The sequence below is a fragment of the Haloarcula sp. CBA1129 genome, from assembly GCF_008729015.1.
Lineage (GTDB): Archaea > Halobacteriota > Halobacteria > Halobacteriales > Haloarculaceae > Haloarcula.
On record NZ_RKSM01000003.1, the window covers coordinates 228,656 to 248,153 of the forward strand.

General features: G+C 61.0%; 17 protein-coding genes and 1 pseudogene. 4 read left to right on the forward strand and 14 right to left on the reverse strand.

Annotation, left to right across the window (positions count from 1 at the left end; all coding sequences use genetic code 11):
* Positions 1-30 precede the first annotated feature (30 nt).
* The 6 genes and pseudogenes from Har1129_RS18855 to Har1129_RS18880 all read right to left on the reverse strand — a co-directional run.
* Positions 31-909, reverse strand: a pseudogene (locus tag Har1129_RS18855) (carotenoid oxygenase family protein); the annotation flags it as partial.
* Positions 910-1,058: 149 nt separating this feature from the next.
* On the reverse strand, positions 1,059-2,048 hold the full coding sequence (locus tag Har1129_RS18860; protein ID WP_151102366.1) for a DMT family transporter: 990 nt from the start codon (positions 2,046-2,048) through the stop codon (positions 1,059-1,061).
* Between the two features lie 305 nt (positions 2,049-2,353).
* Entirely contained in the window at positions 2,354-2,623 is a 270-nt protein-coding gene (locus tag Har1129_RS18865) for a hypothetical protein (RefSeq protein ID WP_004965433.1), read from the reverse strand.
* Positions 2,624-2,748: 125 nt separating this feature from the next.
* Complete coding sequence (locus Har1129_RS18870; RefSeq protein WP_151102367.1) at positions 2,749-3,366, reverse strand: bifunctional 2-polyprenyl-6-hydroxyphenol methylase/3-demethylubiquinol 3-O-methyltransferase UbiG; 618 nt, start codon at positions 3,364-3,366, stop codon at positions 2,749-2,751.
* Between the two features lie 137 nt (positions 3,367-3,503).
* Entirely contained in the window at positions 3,504-3,782 is a 279-nt protein-coding gene (locus tag Har1129_RS18875; RefSeq protein WP_225307866.1) for an SHOCT domain-containing protein, read from the reverse strand.
* A gap of 152 nt (positions 3,783-3,934) precedes the next feature.
* A complete protein-coding gene (locus Har1129_RS18880) occupies positions 3,935-4,369 on the reverse strand; it encodes a pyridoxamine 5'-phosphate oxidase family protein (protein WP_151102368.1) in 435 nt (144 codons plus the stop codon).
* 102 nt (positions 4,370-4,471) lie between these two features.
* On the opposite strand from Har1129_RS18880, the gene Har1129_RS18885 reads away from it, so the two are divergent.
* A complete protein-coding gene (locus Har1129_RS18885) occupies positions 4,472-6,307 on the forward strand; it encodes a bacteriohemerythrin (protein WP_151102369.1) in 1,836 nt (611 codons plus the stop codon).
* Between the two features lie 69 nt (positions 6,308-6,376).
* On the opposite strand, the gene Har1129_RS18890 is transcribed toward Har1129_RS18885, so the two are convergent.
* The gene (locus Har1129_RS18890; protein ID WP_151102370.1) at positions 6,377-6,850 is read right to left on the reverse strand and encodes a hypothetical protein; all 474 of its coding nucleotides are present in this window, start codon (positions 6,848-6,850) and stop codon (positions 6,377-6,379) included.
* A gap of 106 nt (positions 6,851-6,956) precedes the next feature.
* On the opposite strand from Har1129_RS18890, the gene Har1129_RS18895 reads away from it, so the two are divergent.
* A complete protein-coding gene (locus Har1129_RS18895) occupies positions 6,957-7,727 on the forward strand; it encodes a hypothetical protein (RefSeq protein ID WP_151102371.1) in 771 nt (256 codons plus the stop codon).
* Between the two features lie 211 nt (positions 7,728-7,938).
* On the opposite strand, the gene Har1129_RS18900 is transcribed toward Har1129_RS18895, so the two are convergent.
* From Har1129_RS18900 to Har1129_RS18910, 3 genes are all read right to left on the reverse strand, one after another.
* Complete coding sequence (locus Har1129_RS18900; RefSeq protein ID WP_151102372.1) at positions 7,939-8,787, reverse strand: hypothetical protein; 849 nt, start codon at positions 8,785-8,787, stop codon at positions 7,939-7,941.
* A gap of 86 nt (positions 8,788-8,873) precedes the next feature.
* Positions 8,874-9,800, reverse strand: coding sequence for a hypothetical protein (locus Har1129_RS18905; RefSeq protein WP_151102373.1), 927 nt, complete (start codon positions 9,798-9,800; stop codon positions 8,874-8,876).
* Between the two features lie 305 nt (positions 9,801-10,105).
* Complete coding sequence (locus tag Har1129_RS18910; protein ID WP_151102374.1) at positions 10,106-11,404, reverse strand: amidohydrolase family protein; 1,299 nt, start codon at positions 11,402-11,404, stop codon at positions 10,106-10,108.
* 141 nt (positions 11,405-11,545) lie between these two features.
* Between Har1129_RS18910 and Har1129_RS18915 the strand changes: the two genes are divergently transcribed.
* Positions 11,546-12,889, forward strand: coding sequence for a dihydroorotase family protein (locus Har1129_RS18915; RefSeq protein ID WP_151102375.1), 1,344 nt, complete (start codon positions 11,546-11,548; stop codon positions 12,887-12,889).
* 160 nt (positions 12,890-13,049) lie between these two features.
* Entirely contained in the window at positions 13,050-14,309 is a 1,260-nt protein-coding gene (thrC, locus tag Har1129_RS18920) for a threonine synthase (RefSeq protein ID WP_151102376.1), read from the forward strand.
* A gap of 18 nt (positions 14,310-14,327) precedes the next feature.
* Here the strand turns inward: thrC and Har1129_RS18925 are convergent, their stop codons facing one another.
* The 4 genes from Har1129_RS18925 to Har1129_RS18940 form a co-directional block, all read right to left on the reverse strand.
* The gene (locus Har1129_RS18925) at positions 14,328-15,362 is read right to left on the reverse strand and encodes an LLM class flavin-dependent oxidoreductase (protein ID WP_151102377.1); all 1,035 of its coding nucleotides are present in this window, start codon (positions 15,360-15,362) and stop codon (positions 14,328-14,330) included.
* An 89-nt stretch (positions 15,363-15,451) separates the two neighbouring features.
* Positions 15,452-16,444, reverse strand: a complete 993-nt coding sequence (locus tag Har1129_RS18930) for an ABC transporter permease (protein WP_151102378.1) — start codon at positions 16,442-16,444, stop codon at positions 15,452-15,454.
* Positions 16,444-17,544 carry an ABC transporter permease gene (locus Har1129_RS18935; protein ID WP_151102379.1) on the reverse strand — a complete coding sequence of 367 codons (1,101 nt, stop codon included), beginning with the start codon at positions 17,542-17,544 and terminating at the stop codon, positions 16,444-16,446. Before Har1129_RS18935 ends, Har1129_RS18930 begins: the two co-directional genes overlap by 1 nt.
* Positions 17,544-19,205 carry an ABC transporter ATP-binding protein gene (locus Har1129_RS18940; RefSeq protein WP_151102380.1) on the reverse strand — a complete coding sequence of 554 codons (1,662 nt, stop codon included), beginning with the start codon at positions 19,203-19,205 and terminating at the stop codon, positions 17,544-17,546. Before Har1129_RS18940 ends, Har1129_RS18935 begins: the two co-directional genes overlap by 1 nt.
* Positions 19,206-19,498 lie beyond the last annotated feature (293 nt).

Sequence of the window (19,498 nt, forward strand, 5' to 3'; positions counted from 1 at the left end):
GTGCTCGTTGCCAGATCGCCGCTCACAGCTTCACTCGTCGGAGGCCACGCTGAGTTCGGGGAAATACCGGCCGTGAAAGTCGAACGGAGCTGCGTGGGGGAGCGATGCTCTGGCGCGCTCCTCAAACGTCCGGCCGTCGAGTACGAGCAGCCGGGAACGCTCGGCGTCCGCGTCCAGTGCAACGACTAGCACCACGCCATCATCCTCAGCGGCGGTGTCCGGTGCAGGGACAAACACCGGCTCGCCGAAGTAGTCCCCGCCGTCGTCGAACGCCTCGACAGCGCCAGTGTCCGTGTCAAGCTTCAGCACACGATGGGCCCACTCGGTGACGGGGGTATCCATTCCCATCGCGTACACGTAGCGGTGCGGGCGACACCAACGAGACGGTGAAACAGTCGGCAGCGCGCTCCCGTCGCCATACAACATCTCGCGCGACACCGCCGGGTCGGCGTCACCGTATCTGTTCCCATCGGTTTCGGTGCCGAGGTCCACAGTGAACCGCTCGATTCGGCCGACGATAGCGCCCATCTCGCCGGCCCGGAGATTATCCAGATACAGCGAGTCGATAGTCGTCGCATCGGGGACTGTTTCGAGATCGAACACGAGTTCCCTGCCACCCGCTCGTTCGAACGCGTTGACGTGGTGGAAGCCGAATACGGCGTCAATGACCGGTTCAGCGACGACGGTTCCCGTAGTGCGCTCCATGACGATGATTCGGGTCCCGCGGTCAGGGTCCCACTCGAATTGCTCGATGAAGGGTGCCTGTCGACCGGGCTTGAGAAAGCGTCTCGGATCGAGGCGAAGCGGGAACTCCGTCAACACGACGTACCGTGGCGTGAGCGCGAAACTGTGCATATACGCCGGCTGGTCGGTGTCGACGCTCCCGACATGTCGCCGGGTCCGTTCCGGATGAGACTGCCACGGAGCCAGTCGGGAAGTGTCCCGGTCACGGAGATGGATGCCGCTGTCTCGTCGTATAGCGAGTGGAACCCGGGATGGGAAGACATACCATTACAATGTGTGGCAACGGCTAAGTCCTGACGCCCCTCCTTGGGGTCTCAGTCCTGCGTCGAGTACGCGTTCCCGCTGACGACGACACAGTCCTCCTGTGGCCCGTACGGGCGGTACGACTGCGAGCCCGTTCGGCGACGGCGTACCGACCGAAGCACGTCGGCTTTCACCCACGCGAAGCCGACGACGATGACAGCGAAGCCGATGATAGTCACCGGACCGAGTGTCTCCCCGAGCAGGAGCCAGCCGCTGATGGCCGTCACTGCCGGGACCACGTAGGAGACCAGACTGGTTTCAGCGGCCCCGACTGTGCTGATCAGGCGGAAGTAGAGGAGGAACCCGATTGCGCTGGCGACGATGCCAAGATATGCGATTGCCGCGAGCTGTTCGAGCCCAACTGTGACGGTTCCGAGTCGCTCCGAAGGGAGCCCTGCGCTGACGGCGTGCAGGATGCCCGCACCGAGCAGCGTCATCCAAGCTTGGAGGCTCACGAGCGGGAGCGAACTGGTGTAACGTTCCGTCAGGACTGCGCCGACGGCGAAGGCGACAGCCGAACTGATGAGCAGGGCGACGCCGAGTAGCCGGCCACCGACCGCTCCGGGAGTGGGGTTCGCGATGATGACCACACCGATGAACCCACAGACAGTGCCGATGAGTTCGTGCGGTCGAGCCCTGTAACTCGGGATCAGCGTCGATGCGAACGCCGGCGTCACAACCGGCGTGAGACTGAGCAGGATTGCGCCGAAGGAACTCGGGACGTACTGCTGTCCGAGAAACAGGAGTGCGAAGTGTGCACCGATGAGGACAGTGCCGCCGATGAGAATCAGCGACCAGTCATCGCGGGTCTGTGGGCGCAGTGACCGGCCCCGCCAGAGGGCATAGCCCAGCAGGACGACTGCAGCGATATCGTGTCGGACAGCTGCCAACAGCACCGGCGGGACGCTTTCGAGACCAGTCTTGATCGCCACAAAGGAAAGTCCCCAGATGAGTGCGAGCGCAGCAAACAGCAAGCCAATATGTCGTGTCGAGCGTGTCATTCCAGTAGAGACCAATCGTATGTGCTGGAGGAGTATGAAGCTTCTATCGCCACTGTGACGCACACACACGGCCCCTATCGCCGAATACGCCGTTCAGAAATTTCGACAAACAGTGTGTGTCCGAAGTACTATCGAAGCCAGTTGTACCGAGACGTATTGTTCTACTCGGGTACGGAACACAGAGTTCTCATTCGGTCACCGAACAGTCTCTCAGGTCACTGTCAGTAGCGCAAAAGCGAGGATGCTGCCCACGTCGGCAGCCACGAGTAGCTGCTCCGGGTCAGCGCCCAAGTGTATGGCCCGAGTCAGGTCGACACCGTGTCGAAATGCCAGCCCGGGTCAGTCCCGGTTTCGTCAATGTGCTCGGATCGGCACGCGGGACAACAGTCAGGGACCGCGGTTTCGGACCGAGGAACGTACACCGCGCCGTCACACTCCACACAGGCGTCCGCGACGACGGTCACGCAGTCGGCACAGAGATTGAAGTCGTCGACTGTGAGGTCTCGCAGGGGTTCGAGTTGTTTGTCCAAGAGGTACTCGTCGATAGCCGCCTGACAGTTTTGGCACAGTTGCATAGCGATCCAACTTGACGCATGATACCGTGACACAAATAGTTGCTGCCCGGTTATCGATTGTGAAGTTACCGGCGGGTCGCTATCCGATGACAGAACCGACGAGCAGTGACAGCTACAGGTGAGAGTTACGGTGCACGGAACACGCGAATGGTGTCCCGGGACGTGGGTTCCCGAATGAGTTGCGCGAACCCGAGTTCCGAGAACACCTGCTTCCAGTTGCGGTGATACAGCGGAAACTCGTCATTGACGTAGCTTACAGCAGTATCCTCGCGTCCACGTTCGGGGCTGTTACCCTCGTTTTCGGCGATTACGAGGAGGTCACCCGCAATGCGAGCGATCTCTTCAAACACCCACGCATCGTCCGGATGGATGTGCTGGAGCGTCTCAACCGAGTAGACGACATCGAAGGCGTCGTCCTCGAACTCGGTGACGATGTCCTCCAGCGCTCCGGTGTGGAACGTCCCCGAGTCCGCGAGCCGAGGGTAGTGCTCGGCCATCACGTCGAAGGATTCGTCGTTGATGTCGATACCCGTGAGATTCGCATAGCCGTTGTTCTTGAGGTGTGCCAGATGCCGGCCCGAACCACACCCCAGTTCGATGATCCGGGCGTCATCCTGAACGTAGTGGTCGAGCACGTTGCGCAGCGTCTTACTCACTTCGTTCGGTCCGATTTCAGCGTAGTACGCCGGCGAGAACTTCCCGGAGCGGGAGGCCCAGTCGTCGCGAACGTCGTCCGGGTCCATACCCATCGTACAGTGTTGCAGAATAAATGTACCACGAAGTGCGTGTCAGACGGCCGTGGGCGCAGTCGGGACGTCACAGTGCACAGTTCTACAAGTGGCCTCTCCGGCCAGACTCACAGCGCTGCCAGTGTCGCGGCCTACGGCTCGTACTGGAGCAATCGGTCGGCCCGCGTTTCAAGCTCCGTTTCGTCGATTTCTCCCGACGCGTACTGCTGTTTCAGCGTCTCCAGTGAGTCCGGCTCAGCGGTCACCTCACGCTGTAGCTGTACGTACAGCAGGACCCCTATCGCCACAGCAGCGATGACGAACGCTACGAACAGTAGCCACCAGCCACCCGGAGCCATGCCCATGCCCGTTGCCCCACCGTGGGGCCCCATCGGTCCGTGTTGGAGTAGCGTAGTTGTTGGCAGTAGCATCTGGGACACCTCTATGTATAGCTACGGGCCCCACAGCATAATGACGTACGCTGGTTCCCACGGACTGAGAACTCAGCACGGACCGAGCGGCCGTGAATGAAGCGCTGAGGGTGATTCTGGAGCAGTGGTATCAGTGGGTCGTGACACCTGTTTCACCCGACTCGGAATTCCCGTCCGTACCAGTCATCGATTCGAAGTTCATACGGCGTCGTCGTCGATGTATCGTCCCAGCTGACTGGGTTGGGGGCGAACTGTGTGTTGCTGGCCAGCGAGGCAAGTGCCGGCTCTACCTCGCCGTACGTCGCCTCTACCAGCTCACCCGTAACCACGACACTCCGCCACACGGATTTAGGTTCCGTCTCTTCATACACCGTGAATCCGACCGTGGCGTCCGCCGTCAGATAGCGGTGTTTTTGACTCTCCTCGCTCTCTGAGAGGTGAAACGCCAGACTATCCGTCGCCGGGTCGTACCCGAACGCGACCGGAACCGGATACGGGGCCGCCCCTGTCGGGCCAGACAGTGCCAGCACGCCGATTCCGTTGTCAGTGAGGACGTCGACGACCGCTTCGTCACGTAATTCTCGCATCCCGAATGCAATGTTAACTGGCAACTACTTGGAAAGCAGACCGCATTTTCACTCGGTGGGAACGTGAGAGTTACTTTTCAAATAATGGGTAACAGAACAGGTATGGGCACAGACTCGACGGGGAAGTTCGCCGAGTGGGATGAAGAACGGTACAGCACAAATGTCGAGCGGTTCGACGAGCAGCACAAGCGCCTGTTCGGGCTGCTGAACGACCTCCACACGGCGATGAACGAGGGCCATTCCGAGGAAGAAGTTGGTGACATTCTCCGGGAACTCGAACGATACACGGAGTATCATTTCGGTGACGAAGAGGAGTTCATGCAGAACTGTGGCTACGCCATGGACTGCAGCGACTGTTTCTACAACCACCGTGAAATGCACGAGGAGTTCGCTGGGAAAGTGCGAGAGCTTCGCGAGAAACACGAGAACGGAGAGTACGTCACGATGGAGGTCTTGACAGTTGCTCGGGATTGGCTCGATGCACATATCGCCGCTGGCGATGAGGACCAGAACTACGCTGACTACTTCGAGACGGAGGTCAGCGACGACTACGAGTACGAACCCGGCCAGCTCTATCATGACCGAACGGCATCAGAAGACCCGGTCCCAGTTGACCGCCAGAGCGAAGACGCCGGCGTGCGTCTCGACAGCGATATCTACGACGGCGGCTCGCTTTCAGTCCCGGAGGGGTCAGTAGCGGCTTGGTTCGAAGACATCGTGTCGGAACACGGAGACCGGACCGCAGCGCTCGTCAGAGATAACGGCGAGTTCGTCGAACGGAGTTTCGAGGAGATGGCCGAGCGGGCGAAAGCAGTCGCGGGCGGGCTCCTCTCGACGGAACTTCGCCCCGGGGACCGACTGGCCATCAGAGCACAGTCCCAGTACAAGTGGTCCGTGCTCGACTTGGCCTGTCATTTCGCCGGGCTTGTCCCGGTTGCACTCTACCCGTCTGCAAGCGACGACCGGGCAGCCCAGATTATCGAGCGGACCGGCGCAGTCGGACTCGTGGCAGCCGGAGGCGTGGCCGAGGACCTCACGATGGCAGTCGAAACTGTCCTCGAGTTCGACGATCTACCGACTGCTGAGGCGAGAGTGCTTCCCGGCCTCCAGACTGACGGAGACGAGGTTGCGACAGTCGCGTTCGACGTGGCTTCCCCTGCAGAGAAGGCCGGCTGCGCGCTGACACACCGGAATCTGCTGGCAGCAGCAGCGAGCCTCCGCGAGGAACTTCCTGCCGGTCCCGGGGCGACGGGGACCTGTTCGCTCCCGCTGGCACACATCTACCAACGTGTCGCGACGTACTACCTCTGGGCGACGGGAAGCGCCGTCGCCTACCTCGGAGCCGAGGCGTTCATCGACCAGCTCGCGGCGGTAAAGCCGGACGTGCTTGTCGGTGTCCCGAAGATGTACCAGCAGCTCTACGGGACGATACAGGACCGTCTCGGCGACATGGGCTGGATGAAGCGGAAGGTCGGCGGTCGAGTTGCATCCTACGGGCAGGGAATCGTCGAAGGACGGGGAACGCCGCTGAAATACAGGGCCGCCAAGCGGCTCGTGTACAAGCCGCTCCGGAAAGAGGCGGGATTATCGAACCTCAGATACGCCCTCTCCGGGACCGGCCAGCTCGACGATCATCTGCTGTACTTCTTCCGAGGGCTGGGCGTTCCGATATGCGAGCTCTACGGCTCCGTCGGAACAACTGGTGTCGGCGCACTGAACCCGGCGGAGTCCTTCGTGGAGGGGTCAATCGGCGACCCGATGCCGGGCGTGGAAATCGCTGTCTCCGAAAGCAGGGAAATACTGGTCCGTGGCCCGACTGTCCTCGGTGGGTTCCTCGACGGTGACCAAAGTGGCGCACAAACGCTCCGGGACGACTGGTACCACACCGGCGAAGTCGGTGAGGTGGGGCCGGACGGCGAGCTGTCGCTCGCCGAGTGAGCGCGTTCAGACGGTCGGCAAGCACTCCTGTTTACCGTTCGATCAAGTGAAATTGTGGTTCAGGCTATCTCAGACGACCCGGGACCCGAGTGCGACAAGTGGCACGAGAACGAGCAGATACGCGGCCGCCGAAATCGCCCAGTCGCGTCGGATATCCGCCATCCGAGTCGACGGGAGCCGGGACCGCGGGAGCACGACGAAGACGAAGAAACCGACCATTAGCGTGTAAAGGACAGCAGCAGCGACTACTGTCGCAAGTATCGACTGCCCACCTACGAGCCCTTCACTGGTGAGAAGCATCCAGACGAACAGCGGGCCAGTCAGCCAGCCAGCGATGTAATGGACCACGCTCGCGAGTCGCTCTGGGGCATCCTCTGGAACGGTGTTCGTCAACACACCTGACGCAATGAACGGCGCTGTTTCGCCTTCCGGCAGTCTGGCCATCACCAAGTCCATCGCGACCGTCGCGGCGACACTGGCAACAACACCGATAACAAACCGGAATGACACCGTAAGCGTCGTGACGAGAAGTGCCGACTGCATGTCTTTTTGACAGGACCGGGCCGTATTCTGTCTGGCGGTTCAGACCGACAGTGATACCGATTTGTTGGGTGCGAAAGCCTGTGAGGCCGTCCCCCGTAGTGACTTCATGCGCACACAAGACGCGGGACATCGGGCCGCGGCAGTAGCCGCCATTGCTGACCGCGATTACCGTCGCGCTGGAGACGAGTACACACGGGCCGGGTGGCGAGTTCTTTCGGACCCACGAGAAGGTCTCGGCCCCTTTAGCGCCGATGAGAAAGGATGGGTCGGCGACGGGCTCCAGTACCTCGCGACGAGCGCAGTCTGTTACCGGGTCGCTGGACAGGACACGCGCGCCACCCGCCGCGGCGTCGAAGGGGTCGCCGTAGCGAAAGATCTGGGCAACGGGCTCGAACACCCCGTTCAGCACGCCTGCCTCAAGGAGTTCGTCGGAGACTTCCGAGCAGTCGCAGGACTCGACGGTGTCGAGGCGGCGTACCGCGAAGCGGAATCGGCCTACAAGGACGCTGGAAGTGCTGTTGACAACCCGCAAGCGTGGGGGACGACGCCGCTGTTCGAGGCCGCTGCGACCCTCATCCAGCAAGTCGCCCGTGGCCCCGCTAACGGCGAAATCGCTCTTCCCTGGGAAGACCTCCATGGCGCGGATCCTGACGACCCCGGTAGCTTCCTCGCACAGCGAGCCATCGTCAAACGACAACGGTTCCCTAGTCTCATCGAGCAGGTGATCGACGACGGCTTCCTCCCCACGCCTCGCGGAACCACAGAGTACGACACCGACCACCACCGCTGTCCGCACTGTGACTCGACAGACGTGAACTGGGTCGCAGAGAGCGTTGTCTGCCTTCGGTGTTCCCGTCCGACGGCAGAAACAAACTGAGACAGAACGTCTGCTTCCAGAGATGTCGGTATACCGCATCTAAAGATTCAGATAGTCGCTTTTTAGCACTAAATAGCCAGATGTGAGATTGTCTGGGAGATATACCAAGAATACAGTATCTGCCGTATCTGTTTTGAGTGTATATGTATTTACTTGTGTTGATAGTACTTGAGGATTTTCGAAAGTAGATGTATATGGAGGTCTGGGAAAGTCACGTTGTCGGTTCGGTCGACTCGGGCAGTGAGGGCGAGTCGGGGCGTGCTTCGACCAGAAGTCGCCGATTAACAATGTGCTCAACGACAGTAGTGCTATCGAGAATTTCCGTCTCACCGTCGTGGGTTTCTGGCTCGCCGGCGTACCGCCGTATCTTGAACGAATCCATCGCGTTCCGGTTCTCCGAGACTGGCTCGATAACTTCGAGATACTCGTCGGTGGTAGTGTTGTGATAGGTTTCGTCTGTGGCAAAGCCAACGACGGGGACATCCACAGGCCACTCCCATGCGAACGCCCGAAGATACTGGTCGAACTGCCAGACGAGATGCGCCGGGTCGAGGTCGTCATCAAGCGCACCCACAGCGGCTGAATCGAGTGTCCGGTCCCAGTAATCGACGACGCAATCCTTGAGGTCTTCCTGTAGACAGTCGTCAACAAGCTTCTGTTCGATCGGATAGCCGATTTCGATGGCAACGATGGCGTGTCGGTCGAGATGGGTGAGACAGCGCTGGCACTCGATCTCAAACACAGACAGACCAAGTGGGTTATCCGCAGTCAGATGTGCCAGTTCGTTCCCACAACTGGGGCACCAGAGAAACAACACCCCATTGTCTGCACCGGTCAGCTCGCCTAGGACAGTCAGGTCATCAAATGCGGTGTCGGGCTCCTTCGTCCGGGACTCGGATGACGACTCCGGAACGGTCTCTGCGGCATCGTCCGCATATTTCGCCAGCTTTCGGTCTTTCAGCAGCGACTTGATAACCGAATCATGCGAGGAGTGGGACTCCGTGTCACGTATCTTCTCGATCTGTTCTTTCGTCCAATCTCGCACGCGGATAGTTGCCATTTAACACACGTTCAAACCGGGCTACAAAAACAGTTTCCATTGATGATGATAGTTAATCTTCGCGCGCACCCACCGCGTAGGGATCGTCAATGACTGGCTGCAGTGATACGGCGCTTGATTTCGGCGTTCGAGACACGTATCTGGTTGGCTGCCAGCCGATGGGTAACGAGGTCAAGCAGATCCAGTTCCGACAGTAGTCGCCGGGCATGTGTCTGGTTCAAATCGAGACGCTGGGTCACCTCGTCCAGAGAGGTGGACTGAGTAACAGTCTGTGCGAGTTCGGCCACAGTCACGTCCTGTGAGATGCCGAGTCCATCCGCGACGAGATTGTCGTCGCTGTCCTGAGAATCCGCCTCGGCGAGCAACGCAGCGACAGACCGGGCACCCAGTCCGTCCGGTTCTTCGGGCTGACTATTGTCGCCCGCCCTGTCGTCAGAAGGGTCTGACTCGCCAGAGGAGCTTGCATCGATATCGGTATCGGAATCTGCCTGCACGTCTGCAAGACTGAGTCCGCCTGCCTGTGGCGTCGTATCAGTCGGGTCGTGGATATCGTACTCCACCATATACCGACGGACCGTTTCGGAGGTCACGTCGGCGTCAAGCGCCTCGGTCATCTCCGGGAACGTATCGCAGGCGTCGTAGGCTGCCTGAAGTGCTTCGGGGTCTTTGTATGCTGGCACGGAATCCGACTGCGAGAGGGACTGTGCCAGTTCAGTGGACGCCTCCCCTTGATCTGACGGTGGCACCGGTATGTCAGTTCCGACTGGGACAGTCACCGTCACGTCGATCTCAATCCGCTTATCAGTCACATCGAACTCCTCAGCGTCGACAGAGACGTCATCGTGTATCGATACCCCGCCGAATACCGGCGTCGCGAGCGTCAGGTCAGCACTGATTTCGTCGTTATCCGCGGTCGTCTGGCCCCTGACTGAGACTGATTTGACCTCAGTGTCAGACGAATCGAGGCATTCGAGCACCTGCGTGAACGTCTCAAAGGCGTCACTGACTACCATATGACACCCACGCACACAGTCCCACTATTACATACGGGAACCGGAAACATTTGCGACCGTACACTGCAGAGACGGATTTCCCCCGTCAACCCCGCTATGGTCGAAATACCGTGTGTACAGAATGTGCACACTAACGGTAAAATCGAAATATCGGCCTTTGTTTTACACCCTTAGGGTGTAGTTATTTTAGTGGACACAGAGGGGCTTTCTGAGAGTTATCGAGGAAATAAGTATACACCCTAAGAGTGTATACTATGTAGCTCCAAATCTACAGCGATCCGGGACAGACCCGTCCGGCAGCTGACCTACAACCGCTCCCAGAGTTCGGCACTCGCATCGCCGACAGTAGCCATATCCGCACCATCGACTCCGGTGACGCCGGATTTCTGGTCGTACACGGTCTTCCCATCGATAATCGTCCGGGTAACGTCTGCACTGCTTGCAGCGCTGACGACGTAGTAGGGCGCACTCCCCTCCAACACGGGATTTGGCCCCAGATCCAGCGTGACAAAATCACCGCGTTTGCCGACCTCGATACTTCCAACGGCGTCGTCCATCCCTAGTACCGCCGCACTACCAATTGTCGCCCATTCAAGAGCGGTAGCCATGTCGAAGCCGCTCGGGTTGTGTTGCTTGAGTTTGTGGATGCCGACGGCCGAACGCATGGTCTCGAACATGTCCGGGTCCCACCCATCGTCACCGAGCCCGATTGTCATCTCGTTGGCTTGCATCGTTTCCACATCAGCGATACCGACGGCGTTGTTGATGTTGGAATAGGGATTGTGGGCGACGTTGACGTCGTTTTCTGCGAGGATTTCGATCTCGGACTCGGTCGAGTGGACGCAATGAGCGGCGATAATCTCGGCGTCGAAAAACCCCATATCCTCAAGCGCCGGCACCGGTCGTTTCCCGTAGTCGGCGATGGATTCGTGTACGTCGACCAGCCCTTCTTCGAGATGTATCTGGATAGGGCGGTCATCGTCGGTAGCCCGGTTGACGCACTCTTCAACGATATCTTCGGTGTTGGTGAACAGCGTGTGGAGGCAGTAGTGGCCGGACACGGTGTCATACTGGTCTTCCGCTTCATTGATGAATCGCCGATTTTCCGCGATTCCGTCTCTGGCCTGAGCCTCTGAGTTTCGGGCCGTTGCCTCGAAGCTAATCATCCCGCGGATCGGCGTCTGTGCGACGCCCTCTGCAACGGCGTCGAGACCGCCCGGCAGCGTGTTTGGCCCGGAGTAGTTGTCACAGAACGTGGTGACGCCGCTCTGAAGCATCTCCGCACACGACCCCAGTGCTGATAGGCGAGCGTCACGCTCGGTAAACGCCTCGTCGACGTTCCACCAGATGTCGACGAGCGATTCGTAGAAGCTCTCGGGTTCGGCAGCGAGCGGTGCGCCACGGATCGGCAGCGCGTACATGTGGGTATGGCAGTTCACCAGTCCCGGGATGACGACTTCGTCAGTAGCATCGATCACGTCAGCGCCCGACGCGTAGCCGTCTTCGATAGCGACGATGTCACCGTCCTCGACGACGACGTGTGCCTCCGACCGGACCGTGCGCTCATCGTCCATCGTGACGAGCGTCCCTGCGTTCAGTATCACAAGTGGGGGGATACCGGCAGCCGACTAAAAGCTATCCGCCCCAGAGCGGCCGTAGCAGCCACCATTTCACAACTGACGTGTGCGCCGGATGTGGCGTCTCACACACCAACTGTTTTCCTCTCTCGCCCGGGCCCTACAGGTATGACAGATGTTCACATCAGAGACGCACAGGTGGTGACGGCTCGCGGCGTCCAGCACGGTGAGATTGCGATTACTGACGGCACCATAGACGCCGCTGGTCCGGCGTCGTCGGTCCCGACTCCCAGTAACCCGGATATCGTCATCGACGCGGACGAGATGGTCGCGATCCCGGGCGCTGTCGACGTGCATACTCATATGCACGACGACGAGCTGTTTCCGGACGGAATCGACTTCGCGTCACAGACCGCAAGTGCGGTCGCCGGTGGGGTGACGACAGTCATTGAGTTGCCGACGCAAACACCCGTCACAACTCCCGCTGCACTGCAAGAAAAAGCAGCGACGTGTGCGGACCTTGCACACGTCGATTTCGGCCTCGTTGCGGGTAACGTTCAGGAGCCCGACATCGACGTGACTGGTATCATGAGCGCTGGCACGGCAGATTTCAAGACGTTCACCGCCGACCCGTACTTGGCAGACGACGAAACCATCGCCAGACTCATGCGGCAGGTCGGCGATGCCGGGGGCACGGTTCGCGTCCACTGTGAGACACAGGGACTGCTCGACGACGCGCGGTCGACTATCGACGGCGACGAGCCAGACGTGTACATGGACTCACGGCCGCTCGAAGCTGAACTGGACGCGATTTCCCGGGCGTGCTGCTTCGCGGAGTACGCCGACTGCCCGCTGCACGTCGTCCACATCTCCAGCGGAAGCGGCGCACGCGAGGCCGCCCGTTTCAATTCGCGAGCGAACGTCCCAGTCACGCTCGAAACCTGCCCGCAGTATCTGGCCTTCTCGAAGGGCGACGTTGCAGAAAAGGGCCCGTTCCTGAAGGTCAATCCCAGCCTCAAATCCGACGCCGAGCGGGAGCGACTCTGGGACGCAGTTCGAGACGGGACCATCGACCTCATCGGCACAGACCACTTCCCGACCTACCGCGAGACGCGCGAAGCCGGCTGGGAGGACATCTGGGAGCCCGACGCCGGCCTCCCGGGCGTCGAGACGATGGTCGAGTTCCTCGTCAGCGAGGGCGTCCACGAAGGTCGGATTTCGTGGCCGCGACTCCGCGAACTCGTGTGTGCAGCACCGGCCCGGAACGCCGGTATCTACCCGAAAAAAGGCTCGCTGCAGGTTGGAACAGATGCGGACGTGATGCTCGTCCGGACCGAAGAGTACGAGGTCACCGCCGACGACCACGCGTTCGTCGGTGGCTGGACGCCATACGAGGGACAGTACTGGAGCGCGCGCGTGGACACTGTCATCGCTGGCGGAGAGGTCGTCGCAACGGACCACAGGGTCCAGTCAACGGCGGGCCGTGGCCAGTTCTTGGACCGCCCGCTGTAGCGGTTTTGGTATCCATCAACCTGATAGATTGTTCACAAATGTATGTGTGGCGTGTGCGGTCCGTGTGTGGCGGTGTGGCGGCCACGACAGAGGCGGTTCGCCTCACAACCGGGCTGAAGCCGCAGTACGGTTTTATACCCGGTTGTACTCAGGATGTAGTATGGGCATGACGCAAGTCACGACCCTCGAGTGTACACTCTGTGGGGCGGAGTACGACCCGAACCAGATCATCTACACCTGTCCCGAACACGAGGGCGTGAAGGGCATTCTCGAAGTAACGTACGACTACGACGCTATCGACGACGCGTTCGACGGCGACCTCGGCGGACCGATTGCGAGCCAATGGAAGTACGAGGCGTTTCTCCCGGTCGCGTCGGACGCCGACATCGTGACGCTCAACGAGGGCGGGACGGACCTCTTCGACGCGCCGAACCTCAGCGAGGCGCTGGGCGTCGAGACGCTCGTCAAAGACGACGGACGAAACCCGACGGGGTGTTTCAAGGACCGCGCCAGCGCTATCGCCGTCACGAAAGCCAAACACGCCGGCCGCGACATCATCACCTGCGCCTCGACGGGCAACGCCGCCGCGTCGCTATCGGGCTATGCCGCCCGCGGTGGGATGGACTGTCGGATCTTCGTCCCCGGTGACGCCCCGACGGGCAAGCTCGCACAGCCGCTGGTCTACGGTGCGGACGTACTCGCTGTCAACGGCAGCTACGACGAAGCCTACGACCTCAGCGTCGAAGTGACCGAGAAGTACGGCTGGTACAACCGCAACGCCGCCATCAATCCCTTTCAGGTCGAGGGCAAGCGCACGGTCGGCCACGAACTCGCCGACCAGTCTATCGCCCGTGGCCACGTCCCGGACTGGGTCGTGTTCTCGATGGGTGACGGCTGTACCATCGCCGGGGCTTGGAAGGGGTTCAAGGAGTTCTACGACATGGGCTACGTCGAGGGCCACCCCAAAATGCTGGGCGTTCAGGCCGAAGGGGCGTCAGCCATCCACGACGCCTTCCACGACCACGACGACGTCGACGACATCGCCGAGACGCTGGCCGACTCCATCGCGGTCGGTCGACCGCGAAACACCGTCAAGGCCTGCCGGGCGCTCGAACAGAGCGGCGGAACCGCGCTGCTGGTCTCCGACGACGAGATTTTAGAAGCCGAGAAACTGCTGGGCAGCACCGAGGGCATCTACTCCGAGCCGGCGGGCGCGACGCCCGTCGCCGGCGTCCGAACCGCACTCGACCGCGGTATCATCGAACAAGACGAAACGGTCGTCGTGGTGTCCACCGGCTTCGGCCTGAAAGACACGAAAAGCGCCGAGAAGGCGACCGGCGGCGTCGACAGGATCGACCCTGAAATCACGGAAGTCGAGCGCCTGTACGGCACAGCAGCGGAGGCCGCGGCCGACGACTGAGGGGCGGTCCAGAACAGCTTACAGGTAGCCGTCGGCGAACTCGTCTATCATCAATCGCCGGTCGTCGCCCAGCGGATAGAGAATCGGACACTGACAGCCCGTTTCTGCGTACTCGCGGACCTTCTCGCGGCACTGTTCGGGCGTCCCGCTGGCGGTGAGCTTGTGGACCACGTCGTCCGGGATGAGGTGCATCCCCTTCTCGATGTCCTCGTGGTCGGCCGGCCAGCCGCCGATGGTCTCGCCTACCTCGTCGATGAGGTCCTGACTGACGCCGCTGGCTTTCATGATGTGCGGTTGCTGACCGAGATACTGGGTGATGAGTTCACGTGCGTTGTCCAGTGCTTGCTCCTCGTCGTGGTCCATCGAGCAGACGACGAGTTGGGGTCGGTCGATGTCCTCCAGCGAGCGGTCGCCGCGTTCCGCCCCAGTCTCCAGTGCGTCGAGGGCCTTCTCGTTGTACTCGGGGCTGACGAGGTAGTTCAACAGCGCGCCGTCGGCGAAGTGCCCGGTGAGTTCCAGCATCTTGAACCCGGTCCCGCCGACGTAGACGGGCACGGTTCGTGGCCCGTCGTCGCCGTGGACCACGTCCAGTTCCACGTCCCGCATCTGGACGAACTCCCCGTCGTAGGTGACGTTCTCCATGTCAAGCAGGTCCTGTGTCACCTCGACACACTCGCGCATCGCCCGCAGTGCGCCACTGCGGTCGATGCCGACTTTCTCGGCCAGCGGGTCCCACCAAGCCCCGATGCCGCACATGATCCGGTCCGGCCCGGCGAGTTCCTCCAGCGTGCTCATCGACTGCGCGATCAGCGCCGCGTTGCGCGTCCAATTATTGATGACCCCGGTCCCGAGTTTGATGTCGTCGGTGACAGCGGCGTACGCGCCGAGCGGGGAGACAGCATCGCGTGCGAGCCGCGATTCGGCCTGCCAGATTTCGTCGATGCCCTGCTGCTCCGCGTACTGCACGAGTTCCACGTTCTCTTCAAGCGAGTGTTTATCTTGCAAGTAGATACCGACACGGTCGCCTCTCTCGAAGACCTGATTGGCGCTCATGAGACATGCTGAGTTCTCCGAATATGGATAAATAGATTTGCCACACACACGGTCTGTGGGAGGTGTGGCCGTTGGTTTCGGACGGCCCGCTAGTCCGTCTCGCGGCTGTATGACTGCAACAGCGCCGAGGGGACCGCGAGTTGGTCGCTCTTGGTCCGGATGACGGCGTAGGCCAGTACGATAATCGTCGCCAGATACGGGTACGTCCCCATGATCTGTGGCGTCATGAGGAACTCGACGACGGGATTGATAACACCCGCGAGTGGCGCGTCGGGGCCAAGCGTCAGCGAGATGGACTGCGAACGGATCTGGAGCGCGTCAAGCAGGCCGAACAGGTAGGCCCCGACCAGCATCCGACGGGGCCGCCACTGCGCGAAGATGACCAGCGCGACGGCGATCCAGCCCCGGCCCGCGGTCATCCCGGGCACCCAGAGCTGGGAAAAGGCTAGCGAGAGGTGTGCCCCAGCCGCGCCGGCGAACCCGCCGCCGATGAGCACCGCCAGATACCGCAGCCGGAACACGGACACGCCCATCGTGTCCGCCATCTCGGGGTCCTCGCCGACGGCGATCATCTCCAGCCCGAGGTTCGAGTGGTACAGGAAGTACCAGACCACGACCAGCAGGCCGAGCGCGAGGTAGTCCGTCGCCGTGCTTCGGAAGAACGCCTCACCGATGACCGGAATCCCGACAAGGTACTGCCCGACGAGCGGGAGCGTCATCTGCGGGAAGCCGTCGATTGACTCCTCGACCCAACCAGAGCCGAAAAACGTCGTGAGACCGGTTCCAAGCAGCGTCAGCATGACGCCGCTGATGACCTGATTCGACTTCAGCGTGATACAGAGGAAGGCATGAACCAGCGCCAGCACCATCCCGAGGAGGATGCCGACGCCGAACCCGAGCCAGTGGCTCCCCGTCACGACGGTAGTGATGAACCCACCGAGCGCGCCGACGAGCATCATCCCCTCGACGCCGAGGTTGAGGACGCCCGCCCGCTCGCTGATGAGTTCCCCCATCCCGGCGAGCAGGAGCACCGTCGCCGCCTGAACGGTCGCATCGAGCAGGCCGGCGATGAAGCTCACCATCAGTCGTCACCCCGCTGTGGCCGGGCCGGCGTCTCCGCCGGTCCGCGCGTGATGTCAATGCCGACCCGGTAGCTCTTGAAGAACTCCGCGGTGATGAGGAAGAGAATGACCAGCGCCTGAATGATTTCGACCAGTGCCGCAGGCACGCCGAAGGCGACTTCCATGCTCGATCCGCCGACGAACAGCACGGCGAAAAACAGCCCCGCGAGCATCACCTTGAGCGCGCTGTTGCGGCCGAGGAGTGCAATCGGAATGGCGGTGAAGCCGTATCCGGGTTCAAATCCGGCGCGGTATCGACCCTGTGCGCCAGCGATTTCGCTGATACCGCCCATGGCGGCGAACGCACCCCCGACGACGAACACCAAGAGGTACACGTAGAACTTGCTCATCCCCGCCTGCTGTGCGGCCTCGTGGTTCGATCCGACGAAGGTGATTTCGAACCCGAGTCGCGTTCTCGTCATCAGGACGTAGGTCACTCCGACCATCGCGACGGCAGCGAGCAGGCCGGCGTGGATCCCGCTGACCAGTTCCGGAATCGTCGCGGCCTCGGAGAACCGCTCCGACTGCGGGAAGTTCCCGGTGCCGCCCTGCATCGGCCCCCGGAGCAGGTAGCTCTGGAGTTCGAGCGCGACGAACGTCAGCAGTAGCGAGGTAATGATCTCGTTGACGTCCCACTTTGCGCGAAGGTAGGCCGGAATGCCCGCCCAGATACCGCCAGCCGCGGCTGCGGCAACGAACATCAACGGGATCAGTGCCAGACCCGGGAGCGAGACGTTCAGTCCGATCCAAGTCCCAGCGAGCGCACCGGCGACGAGTTGCCCCTCGGCACCGATGTTGAACAGCCCCGCTTTCAGCGGGAGATACACCGCAAGGCCCGTGAGAATCAGCGGTACCGCCTTCGTCAGCGTCTCGGTCAGGCCGAACTCGGTAACGAGCGTGTCGACGAACATCGTTGCGTACGCCGCGACGGGATTTACGCCGAGGACGACCAGTGCGATGGCGCTCACCGCTAGCGCGGCCAGTACGGTGAACACAGGCGTCCCGTAGGCCAGCCAGACGGGAATATCCTCGCGCGCATCGACGTTTACTGCGACATTCATCAGCTCTCACTCTCCTGTGTGACGCCGGACTGTGGCGTCGACGCGACCGTCTCGCCGTCGTCGTCACCACCGCCGGTCATCTCTAGACCGATTCGTTCACGGTCGGCCTCGGCCGGTGTCGTTTCGTAGACGAACTTACCCTCGTAGACGACAAAGATTCTGTCGCTCAGGTCGAATATCTCGTCCAAGTCCTCCGAGAGGAGGATGATACCGGTGCCTGCCTTCCGCTGTTCGAGCAGGGTCTCCCTGATGAACTCGATGGCCCCGACATCGACGCCACGGGTCGGCTGGTTCGCGATAAGTAGGTCCGGGTCGCGGTATATCTCTCGGGCCAAGATGAGCTTCTGGAGATTCCCCCCGGAGAGGTCGCCGGCGTTGGTCTCAGTCACGTCGCTGACACCGCGGACATCGAACTCCTCGACCAGTGTTTCGGCGTAGTCACGGAGTTCTCCGTAGTCTAGGAACGGCCGGTCGCCGAACCGGCCGTCTCTGAAGTCCTTCATCGTGGCGTTGTGCATCACCGAGAGATCCTCGGCACAGCCGTACCGGAGCCGGTCTTCGGGGACGAACGAGACGCCGCTGTCGACGAACGTCTTCGGTTTCGCGCCGGTGATGTCCTCGCCGCCGACCACTAGCTCGCCGGCGGTCACGTCCCGGATGCCGGCCATGACCTCAGCCAGTTCCTTCTGGCCGTTGCCGCTTACACCTGCGATACCGACGATTTCGCCCTGTCGGACCGTCAGGTCGACGCCGGAGAGAGCCTCGATACCGCGGTCGTCGTCGGCCTCGACTCCGCGTGCACGCAACACCGGGTCGCCGAGATCGACCGCTTCCCTGTCGATTTCGAACAGGACTTCGCGGCCGACCATCATCTCCGCGAGGTCCGCCCGGGAGACCGAGGACACCTCGGCAGTACCGACGTTTTGCCCCTCCCGGAGCACCGTCACCCGGTCGACGATGGCGTCGACCTCGGTGAGTTTGTGCGTGATGAAGATTATCGAAAGACCCTCGTCGGTTAGCCGTTCGAGCGAGTCGAAGAGCCGCTCAGCCTCGGTCGGCGTGAGGACCGCCGTCGGTTCGTCGAGAATCAGGAGGTCGACATCCCGGTACAGCGCCTTGAGTATCTCGACGCGCTGTTGCTGGCCCACGTCGAGTTCCCAGATCTTCGCGCTCACGTCGATGTCGAACCCGTACTGGTCCGCCAGATCCTGAATCTGCTGCTCGGGAACGTCGAGCCCGAGCGAGAACTGGCCGGCGAGCGACTGGACGAGGCTGTTGTTCCGAACCGCCGCTGGCAGCCAGCTGTCCTCGGCATCGCTGCGGAACACTGTGGCCGGTTCACGCTCGCCGAGTACGACGTTCTCAGCGACGGTGAGGCGTGGTATCAGCATGAAATGCTGGTGGACCATCCCGATGCCGGCATCGATGGCGTCCTGTGGCGACTCCAGATCGAGTCGCTCGCCGTCGAGATAGATATCGCCGTCGTCCTGCGAATAGAGCCCGTACAGAATCTTCATCAGCGTACTTTTTCCCGCACCGTTTTCGCCAAGGAGGCCGTGGATTTCCCCGCGCTCGACGGAGAGGTCGACATGGTCGTTGGCGACGACCCCGGGGAACTCCTTCAGAATCCCCTCCATCCTGAGCGTGGTGTGTTCGGACATGCTCTCTGATCTTGGCCGGGTATCAACAATGTAGTGGCATAATTGTTTCCAAAGGTAGCCATATTCGCCGTCCAGAACGGGAAATGCCGGACATTTGCCAAGTATCAGTTGTGGTGTGTTACTGTCCGTTGTGGATCTGGGTTCCGTCTGTCGGCACTAGCAATAGTATGAACATATGATCCATATAATTGCCAGATGGTACTATATTATCCCATTTCTATAGCGTATATTTGAATGATAACGCAGAGAAAGCTGCGTTAACGGAACGATTTAAGTAATTGTTTCTGCAATGG